We start from the raw sequence: 17,477 nt of genomic DNA, 5'->3' as shown, positions 1-17,477 counted from the left end.
ACGGCGCCGGTCGGGCCGGCGGCGGACGGGTCAGGGGGTGAGGGACGGTCCGGAGACGGACACGCCCGGCTTCATTCTCGCAGATCGGCGGCGTCGCGTCTCCCGGCCACCGCTCCCCCGGCCGCGAGCGCGGAGAAAACCGGCCCGGTCCCGCGACGGGACCGGGCCGGCGTCGTCGGCGGTCAGCGGACGGTCACGGCGCGCCGCCGCGGCAGATCAGCTCGCGGGCGAGCTGCCGGTAGGCCTTGGCCCCGTCGTGGTTCTCGGCGAACAGGGTGATGGGCGTGGCCGCCACCGTGGCGTCGGCGAACTTGATGGACCGCTTGATGACGGTCTCGAACACGCGGTCCCCGAAGCCGGCCACGAGCGAGCCCACGACCTCCTTGGAGTGCAGGGTCCGCTGGTCGAACATCGTGGCCAGCACGCCGTCGATCTCCAGGTCCGGGTTGAGCCGGTCCTGCACCTTCTCGATCGTCTCGACGAGGAGCGCGACCGCGCGCAGCGCGAAGAACTCGGCGGTCAGCGGGATGATCACGCCGTGCGAGGCCGTCAGCGCGTTCACGGTCAGCAGGCCCAGCGAGGGCTGGCAGTCGATGAGGACCACGTCGTAGTCATCGCGGACCTGACGCAGCGCGCGCTCGAGGACCTGCTCGCGGGCCACCTCGTTGACGAGCTGCACCTCGGCCGCGGACAGGTCGATGTTCGCGGGCAGCAGGTCCATGTTCTCGAAGTCGGTGGACAGGATCGCGTCCTTCGCGGTCACCGACCGCTCCATGAGCACGTTGTACACCGTGGTGTCGAGCTCGTGGGGGTTCGCGCCCAGGCCGGCCGAGAGGGCGCCCTGGGGGTCGAAGTCCACCATGAGCACCTTGCGCCCGTAGCCCGCGAGCGCGGCGCCGAGGTTGATGGTGGAGGTCGTCTTCCCGACGCCGCCCTTCTGGTTCACCATCGAGATGATCCGCGCCGGGCCGTGCGAGGCCAGGGGCGCGGGCTCCGGGAAGTCGTGCTTGGGCCGGCCGGTGGGCCCGAGCACGGGCTCACCGTGGATCGTCATCACGGGGATCGGTTCTCTCGAGGTCACGGCGGCGCCGGCTCCTTCCACGGTGGTCTGCATGCCCGGCCGCGGGCCGCGGCACGCCGCGGCCGCCGTCGTCGGCGTGTCCGGATCTTCCTCCACCCTAGTGCCTGGCGTTCCCGGGACGACGGCGGCGCTCAGCCCGCCGGGCGCAGCACCCCGGCCAGGGCCTCGAGCACGGCGGGGTCCTCGATGGTCGAGGGCACCGCGTACTCCTCGCCGTCGGCCATCTGCCGCATGGTCTTGCGCAGGATCTTGCCCGAGCGGGTCCTGGGCAGCGCGTCCACCACGACGACGTCGCGGAAGTCCGCCACCGGGCCCACCTCGCGGCGCACCGCCTGACGCAGCTCGTCCAGGAGCGCGGCCTCGGCCTCGGAGCCGGCCTCGGGCGTCTCGACGCCGGACTTGAGGACCACGTAGCCCGAGGGCCGCTGGCCCTTGAGCGGGTCCGCGATGCCGATCACGGCACATTCGGCCACCGCCGGGTGGGCGGCCAGGGCGGCCTCGAGGACGCCCGTGGACAGCCGGTGCCCGGAGACGTTGATGACGTCGTCGGTGCGGCCGAGCACGAACACGTAGCCGTCGTCGTCCACGACGCCGGAGTCACCGGTCGCGTAATGGCCGGGGAACGCGCTGAGGTAGGAGTCGATGTAGCGCTGGTCGTCGCCCCACAGGGTGGGCAGGGTGCCCGGGGGCAGCGGCAGCCGCAGGGCGATGTTGCCCTCGGTCCCGGCGGGCACGGGCTCGCCCAGGCCGTCCAGGACCACGAGATCGACGCCCGGCGAGGGCACCGAGGACGAGCCGATCTTCACCGGCAGCTGCTCCAGGCCCACCGGGTTCGCCGCGATGGCCCACCCGGTCTCGGTCTGCCACCAGTGGTCGATCACCGGCATGCCCAGCAGGCCCTCGATCCACCGCTGCGTCTCCGGGTCCAGGCGCTCGCCCGCGGCGAAGAAGTGCCGCAGGGAGGACAGGTCGTGGTCCTTGAGCAGCTCGCCCTCGGGGTCGGCGCGGCGGATCGCGCGCAGCGCCGTGGGGGCCGTGAAGAAGGAGCGCACGCCGTGGTCCTCGATCAGCCGCCAGAACGCGCCGGCGTCGGGCGTGCCCACGGGCTTGCCCTCGTACATGACCGTGGTGGCCCCGGCCAGCAGCGGGCCGTAGACGATGTAGGAGTGCCCCACGACCCAGCCCACGTCCGAGGCCGTGCACATCGCCTGCCCCGGACCGACGTCGTAGATGTGCTCCATGGTCCAGCGCAGGGCGACGGCGTGGCCCCCGTTGTCCCGGACGACGCCCTTCGGCTTGCCCGTGGTGCCCGAGGTGTAGAGCACGTACAGCGGGTCGGTGGCCTGCACCGGGACGCAGTCGGCCGGCTCGGCGGCCGCGACGGCCTCGCCCCAGTCCTCCCAGCTCGCGCCCCCGCGCCCGTCGGCGTCCGCGAGCGCGGTCTCGAAGCCCTCGCGGTGGTGGACCAGCACCGTGCGCACGGGGTGCGCGGCGGTCTCGAGCGCCTCGGCCACGGCGGGCAGGTATTCGACCCGGCGCTTGGGCTCGATGCCGCCGGAGCAGGTGAGCACGACGTCGGGGGCGGCGTCGTCGATGCGGGAGGCGAGCTCGCGCGGGGCGAAGCCGCCGAAGACCACGGAGTGCACCGCGCCGAGCCGCGCGCACGCCAGCATCGCGATGTGGGCCTGCGGGATCATCGGCAGGTACACGAGGACGCGGTCGCCCTTGCCGACGCCGCGCGCGGCCAGGGCGCCGGCCAGGCGGGCCACCGCGTCCGTGAGCTCGGCGTACGTGTAGCGGGTGACCCCGCCGGTCATCGCGGAGTCGTGGATCAGCGCGACGGCGTCCCCGCGGCCCGCCTCGACGTGCCGGTCCAGGCAGTTGAAGGCGGTGTTCAGCTCGCCGTCCGGGAACCAGCGGTACAGAGGCGCGGCGGAGTCGTCGAGGGCGCGCGTGGGCGCGACGGTCCAGTCGATGGCGCGCGCCGCGTCGAGCCAGAACCCCTCGGGGTCGCGGAGGGAGCGGGCGTGGGCGTCGGCGTACGCGCCGGAGGGGCGGTCTTCGGCGGGGGCATCGTGGGTCGCCATGCGCCCAGGGTAGTGCCGTGGATCACAGGGGGCAAGGGATCTGTATACATTTCTTGCCCCGCCAGGGAGGTGCGGCGGCGCACGGGCATCCCGCGCCGGGGACAGGCCGCCCAGCCCCCTTACGCCGGACGACGCTCCCGTGGACGGCGTCGCCCGGCACGCGCATCGGACACACCCCCTGCCCTCGGCGGGACTGTTGTGTATACACTGGCGGTATGCGAGCGAGTGAGCGGGCGTACCAGGCCCTGAGGGCGGAGATCCTCGACTGGTCCCTCCCTCCGGGCGCGGGGCTGGGCGAGGTGGAGCAGGCCGAGCGCCTGGGCATCTCGCGCACCCCTCTGCGCGAGGCGCTCTCCCGCCTGGTGGCCGACGGCCTGGCCGAGCAGGCCCCGGGCCGGGGCATCGTCGTCGCCGACCTTTCCCTCGAGCAGGCGGACCAGCTGTTCGACCTGCGCATCGCCCTCGAGTCCCTCCTGGCGCGCCGGGCCGCGCAGCGGGCCACCCCGGAGGCGGCCGAGCGGTTCACGGTCCTCGCGGGCCGTTTCCAGGAGGCCGAGGCGGCCCTGCGCGGCGGGACCGACCCGGCGGACTACTACGCGATGACGGCCGAGCTGGACAGCCGGCTGGACGAGGCCGCCGCGAACCCCTACCTCGTCTCCACCCTGCGCACCCTGCGCCTGCACCTGGCGCGCCTGCGCCGACTGGCCGCCGACGACCCGGCCCGCCTCGCGGCCTCCGCCGCGGAGCACGCGGACATCGCCGACGCCGTCGGCTCGGGCGCCGCGGACCTCGCGGAGGCGACCACGCGGGTCCACCTGCACCACGCCTTCCACCATCTGACCCGGCGCGGCCGCGCCGAGGAGACCCCGACCCTGCTGACCCCCACCGAAGGAGACCGACCATGAAGAACCATCACGTGCGCGTCCACCGCTCCGAGGAGAACCTCGAGCGCAAGGACCAGCTGGCCTGGAAGCTGGCCGAGGTGGCCGTCGACGACGTCGAGGTGCTGCCCGAGGTCGAGGAGATGATCGTCAACCGGATCATCGACAACGCCTCCGTCGCCGTCGCCTCGCTCCGGCGCGGCCCGATCGTCGCCGCCCGCGCCCAGGCCCTGTCCCACCCGGTCTCCACCGGCGGTGCGGGCGCCTCCGTGTTCGGTGTGGAGCAGAAGGTCTCCCCCGAGTGGGCCGCGTGGGCCAACGGCGTGGCCGTCCGCGAGCTGGACTACCACGACACGTTCCTGGCCGCCGAGTACTCCCACCCGGGCGACAACATCCCGCCGATCCTCGCCGTCGCCCAGCACGCCGGCCGCTCCGGCAAGGACCTGATCCGCGGCATCGCCACCGGCTACGAGATCCAGGTGGACCTCGTGAAGTCCATCAACCTGTACGGCCACAAGATCGACCACGTGGCCCACATCGGCCCCTCCGCCTCCGCCGGCATCGGCACCCTGCTCGGCCTGGACACCGAGACCATCTTCCAGGCCATCGGCCAGGGCTTGCACACCACCACCGCCACCCGCCAGTCCCGCAAGGGCGAGATCTCCACGTGGAAGGCCCACGCCCCGGCGTTCGCCGGCAAGATGGCCGTCGAGGCCGTGGACCGCGCCATGCGCGGCCAGACCTCCCCCGTCCCGATCTACGAGGGCGAGGACGGCGTGATCGCCTGGCTGCTGGACGGCCCGGACGCCTCCTACGAGGTGCCGCTGCCCGAGCAGGGCGAGCCCAAGCGCGGCATCCTGGACACCTACACCAAGGAGCACTCGGCCGAGTACCAGGCCCAGGCCTGGATCGATCTGGCCCGCAAGCTCCACAGGGAGCACCCGGAGGCCACCGACCCGGCGAACGTCGAGTCGGTGCTGATCAAGACCTCGCACCACACCCACTACGTGATCGGCTCGGGCGCCAACGACCCGCAGAAGTACGATCCGACGGCCTCGCGCGAGACCCTCGACCACTCGATCCCCTACATCTTCACCGTGGCCCTGCAGGACGGCTCCTGGCACCACGTGGACTCCTACGCCCCCGAGCGCGCCCAGCGCGAGGACACCGTGGCCCTGTGGCACCGGGTGACCACCGTGGAGGACCCGGAGTGGACCCGCCGCTACCACTCGCTGGCCCTCGCGGAGAAGGCGTTCGGCGGCGCGGTGGAGATCACCCTCAAGGACGGCACCGTCATCACCGACGAGATCGCCGTGGCCGACGCCCACCCGCTCGGCGCCCGGCCGTTCGCCCGCGAGCAGTACATCCAGAAGTTCCGCACCCTGGCCGAGGGCATCGTCTCGAAGGAGGAGCAGGACCGCTTCCTGGCCGCCGCCGAGCGCGTGGCCGAGCTGCAGCCCGGCGAGCTGGACCAGCTGAACGTCCTGGCGGACCCGGCGTTCCTGTCCGAGGCCGACCTCGCCGCCGCCCCGAAGGGCCTGTTCTGATGCTGTACTCGACGAAGACGGCCGAACAGAAGCGGATCGACCTGCGGCAGACCCTGAAGCAGGGCGGCGCCCAGCAGTTCCCGGGCGCGTTCACCCCGCTGACCGCCAAGCTGATCCAGGAGAAGGGCTTCCCCGGGGTCTACATCTCCGGCGGCGTGCTCGCGAACGAGCTGGGCCTGCCCGACGTCGGGCTGACCACGCTCACCGAGGTGGCCGTGCGCGGCGGGCAGATCGCCCGCCTCACGGACCTGCCGTGCCTCATCGACGCGGACACCGGCTTCGGCGAGCCGATGAACGTGGCCCGCACGGTGCAGGAGTTCGAGAACGCCGGCCTGGCCGGCTGCCACATCGAGGACCAGTTCAACCCCAAGCGGTGCGGCCACCTCGACGGCAAGAACATGGTGGACCTCGACACCGCGGTCAAGCGCATCGCCGCCGCCGTCGACGCCCGCCGGGACCCGAACTTCCTCATCATGGCGCGCACCGACCTGCGTGCCGTGGAGGGCCTGGACGCCGCGATCGCCCGCATGAAGGCGCTCGTGGAGGCCGGTGCGGACGCGATCTTCCCGGAGGCCCTGAAGGACATCGGCGAGTTCGAGACCGTGTGTCGCGAGCTGGAGCCCCTCGGGGTCCCGGTCCTGGCGAACATGACCGAGTTCGGCAAGTCCGAGCTGTTCACCCGCCAGCAGCTGGCCGACGCCGGCATCGCGATGGTGATCTACCCGGTCACCCTGCTGCGCTCCGCGATGGGCGCCGCCGAGCGCGTGCTCGACGCCATCAAGGAGGAGGGCACCCAGCAGTCGCAGGTGGAGCAGATGCTCACCCGCGCCCGCCTCTACGAGCTGGTGGACTACGAGGGCTACAACGCCTTCGACACGGGCATCTTCAACTTCGACGTGCCCACGCTCGACATCGGCGCCAACCACGCCGACCTCTGACCCGTCACCGGGCCCGCCCGTGCGCGGGCGGGCCCCACTCCCCGAGGAGGGACACCATGACCGAGACCGAGATCAAGAAGGGCCTGGCCGGCGTCGTCGTGGACACCACGGCGATCTCCAAGGTCAACCCGGAGACGAACTCCCTGCTGTATCGCGGCTATCCCGTGCAGGACCTGGCCGCGCAGCTTTCGTTCGAGGCCGTCGCGCTGCTGCTCTGGACGGGCGAGCTGCCCACGGACGAGGAGCTGGCCGCGTTCGAGCACTTCGAGCGCGCGCACCGTGCCCTCGACCCGAAGGTGAAGCAGGCCATCGACCTGCTGCCCACCGACTGCCACCCCATGGACGTCGGACGCACCGCCGTGTCCGTGCTCGGCGCGAACCACCCGAAGGCGGAGGACTCCTCCCCCGAGGCCGAGCTGGAGAAGGCCCAGGCCCTGTTCGCGGCGTTCCCGGCCGTCGTCGCCTACGACCAGCGCCGCCGGCGCGGCCAGGACGTGGTGGAGCCGCGCGAGGACCTGGACTACTCGCAGAACTTCCTCTGGATGACGTTCGGCGAGGAGGCCGCCCCGGAGGTCGTGGACGCGTTCCGCGTCTCGATGGTGCTGTACGCCGAGCACTCGTTCAACGCCTCGACTTTCACCGCGCGCGTGATCACCTCGACGCTCTCCGACCTGCACTCGGCCGTGACCGGTGCGATCGGCGCGCTCAAGGGCCCCCTGCACGGCGGCGCCAACGAGGCCGTGATGCACACCTTCGACGAGATCGGCATCCGGAAGGAGGAGTCCCGTGAGGACGCCGCCGCCCGAGCGAAGGCGTGGATGGAGGACGCCCTGGCCCAGAAGAAGAAGGTCATGGGCTTCGGCCACCGCGTCTACAAGAACGGGGACTCCCGCGTGCCCACCATGAAGGCCGCACTGGACCGGATGATCGAGCACTACGGCCGCGAGGAGATGCTCGGCCTGTACGACGGTCTGGAGCAGGCCATGGACGAGGCCAAGCAGATCAAGCCGAACCTCGACTACCCCGCCGGCCCGACGTATCACCTCATGGGCTTCGACACCGAGCTGTTCACGCCGATCTTCATCGCCTCGCGCATCACCGGCTGGACCGCCCACATCATGGAGCAGCGCGCCGCGAACGCGCTGATCCGCCCGCTCTCGGCCTACGACGGCCCCGAGCAGCGGGAGCTGCCGGCGGGCTGAGCCTCGTGAGGGGCGGTCGGGGCGACTTGTCGGAGGTGTAGACGCAGATCACCTCCGACACGTCGCCCCATTCGCTCGCGGCGCGGTGCCGCGTGCACGACGACGGCGGGTCGCCCCGGGTGGGGCGGCCCGCCGTCGTCGTGTCGTCATCGGTGCGACGCCCTCGCAGAGTGGTCACGACACGCCGCGTGCCGGGCGCGGCGACGGCGTGTCGTGACCACTGTGTCGGGCCGGTCGTCGGCCCCTCAGCGCCGGGCCGCCGCGTCGGCGCGGCGGGCCAGGCCGGCGGCGACGAGGCCGGCGAACAGCGGGTGCGGGCGGGTCGGCCGGGAGGAGAACTCCGGGTGGGCCTGCGTGGACACGTAGTACGGGTGCACGTCCCGGGGCAGCTCCACGAACTCCACGAGGGCGCCGTCCGGGGAGGTGCCGCAGATCGCGAGACCGGCCTCCTCGAGGCGGTCGCGGTAGGCGTTGTTCACCTCGTAGCGGTGGCGGTGGCGCTCGGTCACCTCGGTGGTGCCGTAGGCCTCGGCCACCACGGAGCCCGGGCGCAGGGTCGCGGGGAAGGCGCCCAGGCGCATGGTGCCGCCGAGGTCCCCCTCGCCGGCCACGATCTGCTCCTGCTCGGCCATGGTGGCGATCACGGGCGAGGCGGTCTCCGGGTCGAACTCGGTGGAGTCCGCGTCCTCCAGGCCGAGGACGTTGCGGGCGTACTCGATGACCATGGACTGCAGGCCCAGGCACAGACCCAGCGTCGGGATCCGCTGCTCGCGGGCGTGCCGCAGCGCGCCGAGCTTGCCCTCGAGCCCGCGCACGCCGAAGCCGCCGGGCACACACACGGCGTCGACGTCCGCGAGCGCCACCGCCGCGCCCTCGGGGGTGGCGCACTCGTCCGCGGCCACCCAGCGGATGCCCACCTTGGCCCGGTGGGCGAAGCCACCGGCGCGCAGCGCCTCGGTGACGGACAGGTAGGCGTCCGGCAGGTCCACGTACTTGCCCACGAGCGCCACCGTGAGCTCGTGCTCCGGGTGGTGCACGGCGTCCATGAGGGCATCCCACGCGGTCCAGTCCACGTCCTTGAACTTCAGGTCCAGGGACTGCACCACGTGGGCGTCGAGGCCCTGGTCGTGGATGACGCGGGGGATGTCGTAGATGGAGGGGGCGTCGGCGCAGTTGACGACGGCGTCCTGCGGGACGTCGCACATGCGGGCGATCTTGCCGCGGACATCGTCGGGGACGGCCCGGTCCGAGCGCAGCACGATCGCGTCCGGCTGGATGCCGATCGAGCGCAGGGCGGCCACGGAGTGCTGGGTGGGCTTGGTCTTGAGCTCCTGCGAGGGGCCGATGTACGGCACGAGGGAGACGTGCAGGAAGAAGACGTCGTCGCGGCCGACGTCCTGGCGGACCTGGCGGGCGGCCTCGAGGAAGGGCTGCGACTCGATGTCGCCGACGGTGCCGCCGATCTCCGTGATGATCACGTCCGGGGCGGGGCGGTCGCCGCGGGGCTCCGCGGGCAGGCGCATCCGGCGGCAGATCTCGTCGGTGATGTGCGGGATGACCTGGACGGTGTCCCCGAGGTACTCGCCGCGGCGCTCGCGGGCGATCACGGTGGAGTACACCTGGCCGGTGGTCACGTTGTCCAGGCCGTCGAGGTCCTCGTCGAGGAAGCGCTCGTAGTGGCCGATGTCCAGGTCCGTCTCGGCGCCGTCCTCGGTGACGAACACCTCGCCGTGCTGGAACGGGTTCATGGTGCCCGGGTCCACGTTGAGGTAGGGGTCGAGCTTCTGCATCACCACCCTGAGCCCGCGCGCCTTGAGCAGGTGGCCGAGCGAGGAGGCCGTGAGCCCCTTGCCGAGGGAGGAGGCGACACCGCCGGTCACGAACACGTGACGGGTGACGCGCGTGGACGTCTGAGTACGAGAAGTTCGTTTCACCACGGATCTTGAGCGTATCAGGTGCGGGGCTCAGCGCGCGCGCGGATGCGCGGCGGAGTAGACCTCGCGCAGGGAGTCCACGGTGACGAGGGTGTACACCTGCGTGGTGGTCACGGACGCGTGCCCGAGCAGCTCCTGGACCACGCGGACGTCCGCGCCGCCGGCCAGCAGGTGCGTGGCGAAGCAGTGGCGCAGGGTGTGGGGCGAGACGTCCGCCTCGAGGCCGGCGCGCTCGGCCGCCCGCTTCAGCACGGCCCACGCGGACTGCCGGGAGAGCCGGCCCCCGCGGGCGTTGACGAACAGGGCGGGCGTGGAGCGTGTGACTCCCGTCATGATCGTGGGCCGTCCCCGCACCAGCCATGCGTCGAGCGCGGCGGCCGCGTAGGAGCCGATCGGCACCACGCGCTCCTTGGACCCCTTGCCGAACAGGCGGACCACGGGCTGGCCGCCGTCGTCCCCGGTCTGCGCGAGCCCCACCACGTCGTCGACGTCGAGGCCGACCACCTCGGAGATGCGGGCGCCGGTGCCGTAGAGGAACTCGAGCAGCGCGCGGTCCCGCAGTCCGGCGGGGGTGTCGACGGGCACGGCCTCCAGCAGCGCCGTCACCTGCTCCACGGGGAGCGCCTTCGGCAGGCGGTCGCCCGGCTTCGGCGGGTGGACGTCGCGGGCGGGGTCGGCGGGCGTGAGTCCCTCGAGGGCCCAGAACCGGTGCAGGCCGCGCACGGCCGCGAGCACGCGGGCCGCCGAGCGGACCGCGAGGGGCCGCCCGCCGTCCTCGCCGGTGCCCAGCGCCCGCAGGAAGCCGGAGACGTGGCCGGGGTCGACGTCGGCGGGGGCGCGCACCCCGTGGGCTTCGAGCCAGCGGCGGTAGCGCTCGAGGTCGCGGCGGTAGGCGGCCAGCGTGTTCGCGGCGAGGCCCCGCTCGACGGCCAGGTGCTCCAGGTGGCGGCGGAACGGGGCCGCGAGCGCGGACTCCGCGCCCCGGCCCCCACGGCTCCCACGGGCCTCGGCCTCGCCGCTCCCCCGGGCGGCCGGGTCGGTGCTCACGCGGGCCAGTCCGCCCCGGGGCCGTGGCGGTCGGGGACGAACGGCGCGTCCACGGGACGCAGGCGTCGCCAGCCCTGGGCCCGGTGGGCGCCCAGGGCCAGCACGGCGACGACGGTGGACGGGTTGTGCACCCGGCCGTCCAGGACGGCGTCGGTCACCTCGTCGAGGCCGACCCACACGAGCGGCATGGCCGCCTCCTCGTCCTGCCGGGTGTGCCGCTCGCCGTCGGGGATCTCCTCGATCTGACGGGCCAGGAACACGCGGATCGCCTCGCTGGAGCCGCCCGGGGTCGTGTAGTAGTCGACGAGGGTGTGCCACTCGCGGGCGCGCAGGTCGGCCTCCTCGGCCAGCTCACGGACGGCGACCTGGTGGAGGTCCTCCCCGTCCACGTCCCGCAGGCCCGCCGGGATCTCCCACAGCTCCATGCCCACGGGGTGGCGGTACTGGCGGACGAGGGCCACCTGCTCGCGGGGGCCGGTGGTGGTGAGCTTGGTGCGGACCGCGAGGATCGCCACGGCGCCCGGGTGCACCATCAGCTCCCGGGTCAGCGGATCCCGGGACTTGTCCGCCGGGTCCAGGCGGAACGACTCCCGGGCGATGTCCCACACTCGGCCCTCGTAGACGGTCTTCGACTTCTTCACCGGGCGGGGGACGTGCAGGTCGCGCAGGGGCGAGCGTCCCGCGGACGCGGGGATCTCAGGCATGGGGCGATCCTTTCATGTCGGGGCGGCGTCCGCGGACCGGGTCAGCCGCGTTCGCGGGCGGAGGACTCGAGCAGCTCCCGGGCGTGCTCGCGGGCCGCCGCGGAGTCCCCGCGGCCGGCGAGCATGCGGGCGAGCTCCTCGACCCGTTCGTCGGCCGTCAGGGTCACGACGTCGGAGGTGGTCACACCCGCGGCCGGATCCGAGTTCTTCTCCACCCGCACGTGCCGGTCCGCATAGGCGGCGACCTGGGGCAGGTGCGTCACGGCGATGACCTGCACGTGGCGGGCGAGCCGGGCCAGGCGTGCCCCGATCCGCACGGCGGCCTCACCGCCCACGCCGGCGTCGACCTCGTCGAACACGAAGGTGGGCACCGGGTCCGTGGCGGCCAGGACCACCTCGAGGGCGAGCATCACGCGGGAGAGCTCGCCGCCGGAGGCGCCGCGGCCCAGGGGCCGGGGCTCGACGCCCGCGTGGGGGCGCAGGGCGAGCGTGACGTCCTCAGCGCCGTACGGGCCGAGACCGTCCCCGGCGACCGGCGTCAGCCCGACGTGGAACGAGGCGTCCGGCATGAACAGGGCGTGCAGCTCCTCGGTCACCGCGGTCTCGAGCCGCTCGGCGGCCGCGGTGCGCAGGGCGGTGAGGGTCGCGGCCCGCTCGCGCAGCGCGGCGTCCAGCCGGTCGACCTCCGCCTCGAGCTCCTCGAGGCGGCCGGAGTCGCCCTGCAGCTCGTCCAGGCGCGGACGCTGGGTCCGGGCCCAGTCGATCACGTCGGCGAGCTCCGGCCCGTAGAGCCGCTGCAGTCGTGTGAGCTCGGCCAGCCGCGACTGGGCCGCGTCGAGGTCGGAGGCCGCGTCGGCGTCCAGGTCAGCGGTGTAGCGGGCCAGGTCGCCGGCGATGTCCGTGAGCACGACGGCGGCCTCGGCCAGGCGCGCGGCCGCGGCGGCGAGCTCGGGGTCGTCGCCGGGGGCGGCGAGCACGGCCTGCCGCGCCCCCTCCACGAGGCTGACGGCGCCGGGGGTCTCGTCCATCGCGTCCACGTCGGGGCCGGCCAGTCGGGCGTGCGCCTCCCCCGAGGCGGCACGCAGCTCCTCGACGTCCTCGAGCCGGCGGATGAGAGCCCGCAGCTCCTCGTCCTCCCCCTCCTGCGGGTCGGCGAGGTCGATCTCCTCGAGCGAGCGCTGGAGCGCCTCGGCCTCGCGGGCCCGCTCCTGGCGGTGGGTGGTGAGCTCCTCGCGCTCCCGACGCGCGGCGGCCCAGGCGGCGTGGTCGGCGCGGTAGGCCCGCAGGGCCGCGGCGAGCTCGGCGCCGCCGAACGCATCGAGGGCGTGCCGCTGGGCGTCGGCGCCCTGGAGGCGGACCTGGTCGTTCTGCCCGTGCACGGCCACGAGCGTGGCCCCGATCTCGGAGAGCAGGCCCACGGGCACGGAACGGCCGCCGGCCGCGGCGCGGGAGCGTGTGCCCTCCCCCGACGCCGTGACGCTGCGGCTGAGGACCAGGTCGCGGGTGCCGTCGTCGCCCTCGTCCACGACCGCACCGGCCTCCTGAGCCAGGCGGAGCGCCGCGTGGTCCGCGGCCACGCGCACGCCGGCGTCCACGACGGCTCGGGACGAGCCCCGGCGGACCGCGCCCGCGTCGGCGCGAGCACCGAGCAGCAGGCCCAGGGCGGTGACCACCATGGTCTTGCCGGCGCCGGTCTCACCGGTGACGACGGTGAAGCCGGGGTCCAGGTCCACGGTGGCCTCGCCGATCACGCCGAGCCCCGAGATCCTCAGATGGTCGATCATGCGTCCTCCCCGGGGTGACGCGCCCCGCGGTCGCGGTGGCGCTGGATGTCCGCGGGCGAGAGCACCGACAGCGGCATGGTGGCCGGTTCGACGACGTCGGGACGCGGCCCCGCGTGCCGCGGCTCGACGGTCTCCACCGCGTGGAGCACGCCCGCCCGCTCCTGGGCGGTGACGGGGCCGCGCCAGCCGTCCGTGGGCAGCCGGAACTTGCGCACCAGCCGTTCCGCGAAGGGAGTCGGGTTGAGACGGGCCAGGCGCACCGGCTCCGCCGACCGGGACACCTCGATCCGGGCCTGCGGCGGCAGTTCGACGGTGCGCCGGCCGTCACACCACAGCACACCGGTCTCGCGGGTGCGGGTGAGCACGTCCACGCCGATCGTGGAGCGCGGACCCACCACGAGGGGGCGGGTGAACAGGGCGTGGGCGCTGATGGGCACGCACAGCAGGGCCTCCACGGAGGGCCACACGACGGGGCCCCCGCCGGAGAAGGCGTAGGCGGTGGAGCCGGTGGGGGTGGCCAGGACGACGCCGTCGCAGCCGAAGGCCGTCAGCGGCGAGTTGTCCACGGAGACGACCACCTCGAGCATCCGCTCCCGGTGGGACTTCTCCACGGAGGCCTCGTTGAGGGCCCACGTGCGGGCCACCTCGCGGCCCTCCACGAGCACGACGACGTCCAGGGCCATGCGCTCGATCACCACGTAGGACTCCGAGGCGATCGCCTGGACGGTGCGGTGCAGGTCGGTGCGCTCGGACTCGGCGAGGAAGCCGACGTGGCCCAGGTTCACCGCCAGCAGTGGCACGTTGTGGCCGCGGACGAAGTCGGCCGCCCGCAGCACCGAGCCGTCGCCGCCGAGGACGAGGCCGAGGGTGATGTCCTCGAGCTCGCAGTCGACCCCGAGGGCCTCCGGCGCGAACTCCGGGGGGTCCCCCGCGGCCGCGCGGATGGCGGCCACGTCCTGTTCGAGCATGACGCTGACCAGGCCCTCCTCCGCGAACATGCGGGTGGCCTGCAGCGCCGCGCTGATGGCGTCCTCGCGGCCCGTGTGGGTCAGGACGAGGACACGACGTCCGGGGGTGTAGGGCATGGTTCCTTCCGCGAGCCGGGGTGCCGGGCACTGCGCTCCAGGATAGCCACGAGATCGGACACGCGAACCGGTGGCCCCGCGCCCGTGGACGGGCGGCGCCCCCCCCCGGACGCGGGTCAGGACCAGTCGATGTGGGCGCCCCGGACCCACCCGGCGGCGCGCTCGTCGGCGGGCGTGGCCGGGCTCGTCCTGCCGGCCGGGTCGTCGGCCGCGGTGGCGTCGGGGCGGTGGAGCCGCAGGAAGAACTCGGCGTTCCCGTCCTGGCCGGCCAGGCCGGATCGGGTGAGGCCGCGGGGGGCGAGGCCGGCGCCCAGCGCGGCCGCGGCCACCCCGGCGACGGCGTCGCGGCGGGCGTCCGGATCGGTGACGACGCCGGAGCGCGGCAGGGCGCGCCGCCCGACCTCGAACTGGGGCTTGACCATGAGCAGCAGCTCCGCGCCGGGTCGGCACACGCCCGCGAGCGGGGCGAGGACGAGGCGCAGCGAGATGAAGGACAGGTCGGAGACCACCAGGTCCACCGGACCGTCGATGTCCTCGGCCCTGAGGTCGCGGACGTTGAGCCCCTCGCGCACGAGGACGCGGGGGTCGGCCCGGACGGGCGGGGCCAGCTGGTCGTGGCCCACGTCGACGGCGGCCACCCGTTCGGCGCCCCGCTCGAGGAGGACCTGGGTGAATCCGCCGGTGGAGGCCCCGGCGTCGAGCGCCCGGCGGCCGGCCACGGCGACGTCCGGGAATGCCTCGAGCGCGCTGACGAGCTTGTGGGCCGCACGGGAGACGTACCGCGGGCCCGGGTCGCGCAGGCGCAGCGTGGCGTCGGCGGCCACGCGGTCGGAGGGCCGGCGCACCGGGCGGCCGTCGAGGAGGACCTGCCCCGCGCGGATGAGCGCCGCGCCCTCCGTGCGGGAGCGGGCCAGGCCCCGGGCGGCCAGGGCGACGTCGGCGCGTGCGGTCTCAGCCACGCCGTGGGTCCGCGAAGGCCTCGGCCCCGCCGGCGAGCAGAGCGGGCAGGTGCGCACGGACCCACGTGGGCCGGTCCGGCCCGGGGGCGGCGGCCGCGGTCTCGCGCGTGTCGATGCCGGTCAGGACGAGCACCGTGTCGAACCCCGCCGCGTTGCCGCCGCGGATGTCCGTGTCCAGGCGGTCGCCGACCACGAGGGGACGGGCCAGGCCGAGGGCCTCGGCCGCCGTCCGGAACAGTCGTGGCTCGGGCTTGCCCGCCGCGACGGGCGCGGTGCCGGTGGCCCGGCCCACCGCCTCGACGAGGGCCCCGTTGCCGGGGGCGATCCCCTCCGCGCGCGGGATCGAGGTGTCCAGGTTGGTGGCGACCCAGGTGGCCCCGGCGCGCACGGCGTACGCCGCCTCCGCCAGATCGGCCCAGCCGAGACCGGGGTCGAAGCCCTGGATCACCGCGTCGGGACGCTGCGCCGCGGACGCGACCACCTCGTAGCCCCGCTCCTCGACCACGGCGCGCAGGTACGCCGAGCCGACCACGAGCACCCGGCCGGTGCGGCGGCCGAGCGTCTCCTCGAGCAGGTCGACGCCCGCCGGTGCGGAGCCGAAGACCTGCCCCGCCTGCGCGGGCACCCCGAGCGTGCGGAGATGCTCGGCCACAGACTCCGGCGCGCGGGAGGCGTTGTTCGTCACGAACCCGACCGGCACGCCCCGTTCCTGCAGCGTCGACAGCGTCTCGACCGCCCCGGCGATCGCGCCGCCTCCGGCGTAGACGACGCCGTCCAGGTCGCACAGCAGCCCGTCGTGACCGGCGAAGAACGTGGCGCTCACCGCTCGTCCGCCTCCGGGGCCTCGAGGGCGTCGAACAGCGACAGCTGGTTCGGGTCGACCTCGTCCGGCGCGTCGACGGCGGCCGGCGGCTCTGCGGCGGCCTCCGGCCGGGGCGCCTCGGTCGGCTCCGTGGCGGCCTCCGGCTCCTCGGCCGGGGATCCGTCCGCCGTCGGCTCCGCACCGGCCTCGGCCGCATACCGCTCGTGGCGCCGTTCGCGGGGGGACGGGCGGCGGTCCCGGGGGTCCTCGACCGGCTCGGTGTCCACGTCGATGATCTCCGGGTCCGCGAACCCGCCCACGCCGAGGGCCTTCTCCGCGACGCGCACGGCACGCGCCCAGAGCCGAGCCTCGTCGCGGCGCCCCAGGGCGAGCAGCACGTCGGCCTGACGCTGGAACAGCCGGGGAGAGAAGGGGTAGCCGCGCCGCCGGTCCAGTTCCGGGATCTGCAGGGCCTCATGGGCACCCTGAAGGTCGCCGGCGTCCTCGCGGATGCCGGAGACGACCATGGCCAGCTCGGCCCGCGCCGCCCGGTCCAGACGCGAGGCATCCACCTCGGCGGCCAGCTGCAGGGCCTTCTCCGTGCGGCCGAGGGCACGCTCGCTGTCCACCTGCGCGGCGATGTGGGTGTCGTCGCCCGTCATGCGCCGGTAGGTGCGGAACTCGCGCAGCGCGTCGGCGTACTCCCCCGCCGCGTAGGCGGTGAGCGCGACTGCCTCGCGCACGCGTGAGAGGCGGCCGCCCTTGCGGGACGCGGCGAGGGCGTGCTGGAACGCCAGCGCCGGGTCGACGTCCAGGTAGCGGCCGGCCATCACGAGATGCTTGGCGACCCAGCTGGCAGGACGCTCGTCAAGGCCGTTGATCTCCTTGAGCGTGCCGCGGTCGAGCTCCTGGCCCGTCACGTCCGGGTCGATGTCCGGAGAGCGCTCCTGGTCCGCACGATTCGCCGCTCGGAGGTCACCGGGATTGTGCGCGGGTCGTTCGGCGCGGTCCTCGCGACGAGGGCCCGTCGGCGCACCGCGGCGCTCGGGGCGTCCGCCCCCCTGGCCCGGGCCGCGCCGCCGGTCCTCGTGAGGCCCGCCGGAGCGGCGCCGGTCACCGGCACCGCTGCGAGGACGTCCGTCGCGGTCACCGCCACGACGCCGGCCATCACCGCCACCACGGGGCCCGCGGCCCTCGGATCCGCGGTCCTCGCGGCGCTCTCGGGGGGTGTCCTCAGCCATGGTGTCCTTCCTGGGCGTCACGCCGCGACGGTCCGCGGGAACGCGGTCTCTGTTCCTCATGTGCCGGCCTCGCGGCCGGGTCCTCAGGGGACCAGGCTAGTGCCCGGAGCCTGTGGCAGACCGTCCTTGCGGGGAAAGCAGTCCAGAAATGCGGGAAGGGCCTCGCACCCAACGGTGCGAGGCCC

The 17,477-nt window shown here is 74.1% G+C and carries 14 protein-coding genes; 4 read left to right on the top strand and 10 right to left on the bottom strand.

Features of this window, described 5'->3' with window-relative positions; genetic code table 11:
* Nucleotides 1-193 precede the first annotated feature (193 nt).
* Nucleotides 194-1,054, bottom strand: coding sequence for a ParA family protein (locus tag AUV08_RS09400; protein WP_061867171.1), 861 nt, complete (start codon nucleotides 1,052-1,054; stop codon nucleotides 194-196).
* Nucleotides 1,055-1,212: 158 nt separating this feature from the next.
* On the bottom strand, nucleotides 1,213-3,168 hold the full coding sequence (locus AUV08_RS09395; RefSeq protein ID WP_061866973.1) for an AMP-binding protein: 1,956 nt from the start codon (nucleotides 3,166-3,168) through the stop codon (nucleotides 1,213-1,215).
* A 215-nt stretch (nucleotides 3,169-3,383) separates the two neighbouring features.
* Between AUV08_RS09395 and AUV08_RS09390 the strand changes: the two genes are divergently transcribed.
* Genes AUV08_RS09390 through AUV08_RS09375 form a run of 4 tightly spaced genes read left to right on the top strand, consistent with a single transcriptional unit; the run spans nucleotide 3,384 to nucleotide 7,736 of the window.
* Nucleotides 3,384-4,073 carry a GntR family transcriptional regulator gene (locus AUV08_RS09390; RefSeq protein WP_020628108.1) on the top strand — a complete coding sequence of 230 codons (690 nt, stop codon included), beginning with the start codon at nucleotides 3,384-3,386 and terminating at the stop codon, nucleotides 4,071-4,073.
* Entirely contained in the window at nucleotides 4,070-5,596 is a 1,527-nt protein-coding gene (locus AUV08_RS09385) for an MmgE/PrpD family protein (RefSeq protein WP_061866974.1), read from the top strand. The genes AUV08_RS09390 and AUV08_RS09385 overlap by 4 nt, the downstream gene beginning before the upstream one ends.
* Nucleotides 5,596-6,534 carry a methylisocitrate lyase gene (gene prpB / locus AUV08_RS09380; protein ID WP_061866975.1) on the top strand — a complete coding sequence of 313 codons (939 nt, stop codon included), beginning with the start codon at nucleotides 5,596-5,598 and terminating at the stop codon, nucleotides 6,532-6,534. Before AUV08_RS09385 ends, prpB begins: the two co-directional genes overlap by 1 nt.
* A 56-nt stretch (nucleotides 6,535-6,590) precedes the next feature.
* Entirely contained in the window at nucleotides 6,591-7,736 is a 1,146-nt protein-coding gene (locus tag AUV08_RS09375; RefSeq protein ID WP_061866976.1) for a bifunctional 2-methylcitrate synthase/citrate synthase, read from the top strand.
* Between the two features lie 245 nt (nucleotides 7,737-7,981).
* Here the strand turns inward: AUV08_RS09375 and AUV08_RS09370 are convergent, their stop codons facing one another.
* The 8 genes from AUV08_RS09370 to AUV08_RS09335 form a co-directional block, all read right to left on the bottom strand.
* Nucleotides 7,982-9,691: a CTP synthase gene (locus AUV08_RS09370; protein ID WP_078025592.1), complete on the bottom strand. Its 1,710-nt coding sequence runs from the start codon at nucleotides 9,689-9,691 to the stop codon at nucleotides 7,982-7,984.
* Between the two features lie 9 nt (nucleotides 9,692-9,700).
* Nucleotides 9,701-10,717, bottom strand: coding sequence for a site-specific tyrosine recombinase XerD (gene xerD, locus AUV08_RS09365; RefSeq protein ID WP_036315732.1), 1,017 nt, complete (start codon nucleotides 10,715-10,717; stop codon nucleotides 9,701-9,703).
* Nucleotides 10,714-11,421 carry an NUDIX hydrolase gene (locus AUV08_RS09360; protein ID WP_041102685.1) on the bottom strand — a complete coding sequence of 236 codons (708 nt, stop codon included), beginning with the start codon at nucleotides 11,419-11,421 and terminating at the stop codon, nucleotides 10,714-10,716. Before AUV08_RS09360 ends, xerD begins: the two co-directional genes overlap by 4 nt.
* A gap of 41 nt (nucleotides 11,422-11,462) precedes the next feature.
* Complete coding sequence (recN, locus tag AUV08_RS09355) at nucleotides 11,463-13,205, bottom strand: DNA repair protein RecN (RefSeq protein ID WP_061866978.1); 1,743 nt, start codon at nucleotides 13,203-13,205, stop codon at nucleotides 11,463-11,465.
* A complete protein-coding gene (locus AUV08_RS09350) occupies nucleotides 13,202-14,290 on the bottom strand; it encodes an NAD kinase (RefSeq protein WP_036383271.1) in 1,089 nt (362 codons plus the stop codon). Before AUV08_RS09350 ends, recN begins: the two co-directional genes overlap by 4 nt.
* 116 nt (nucleotides 14,291-14,406) lie before the next feature.
* Complete coding sequence (locus AUV08_RS09345; protein WP_044659883.1) at nucleotides 14,407-15,249, bottom strand: TlyA family RNA methyltransferase; 843 nt, start codon at nucleotides 15,247-15,249, stop codon at nucleotides 14,407-14,409.
* On the bottom strand, nucleotides 15,242-16,072 hold the full coding sequence (locus AUV08_RS09340; RefSeq protein ID WP_049147786.1) for an HAD-IIA family hydrolase: 831 nt from the start codon (nucleotides 16,070-16,072) through the stop codon (nucleotides 15,242-15,244). The genes AUV08_RS09345 and AUV08_RS09340 overlap by 8 nt, the downstream gene beginning before the upstream one ends.
* Nucleotides 16,069-16,971, bottom strand: coding sequence for a hypothetical protein (locus AUV08_RS09335; protein ID WP_223247459.1), 903 nt, complete (start codon nucleotides 16,969-16,971; stop codon nucleotides 16,069-16,071). The genes AUV08_RS09340 and AUV08_RS09335 overlap by 4 nt, the downstream gene beginning before the upstream one ends.
* Nucleotides 16,972-17,477 lie beyond the last annotated feature (506 nt).

It is taken from the genome of Micrococcus sp. CH7 (assembly GCF_001595485.1).
Lineage (GTDB): Bacteria > Actinomycetota > Actinomycetes > Actinomycetales > Micrococcaceae > Micrococcus > Micrococcus luteus.
The sequence above is the reverse complement of the archived record's forward strand: the minus strand, read 5'-3'. Positions and strand labels throughout refer to the sequence as shown.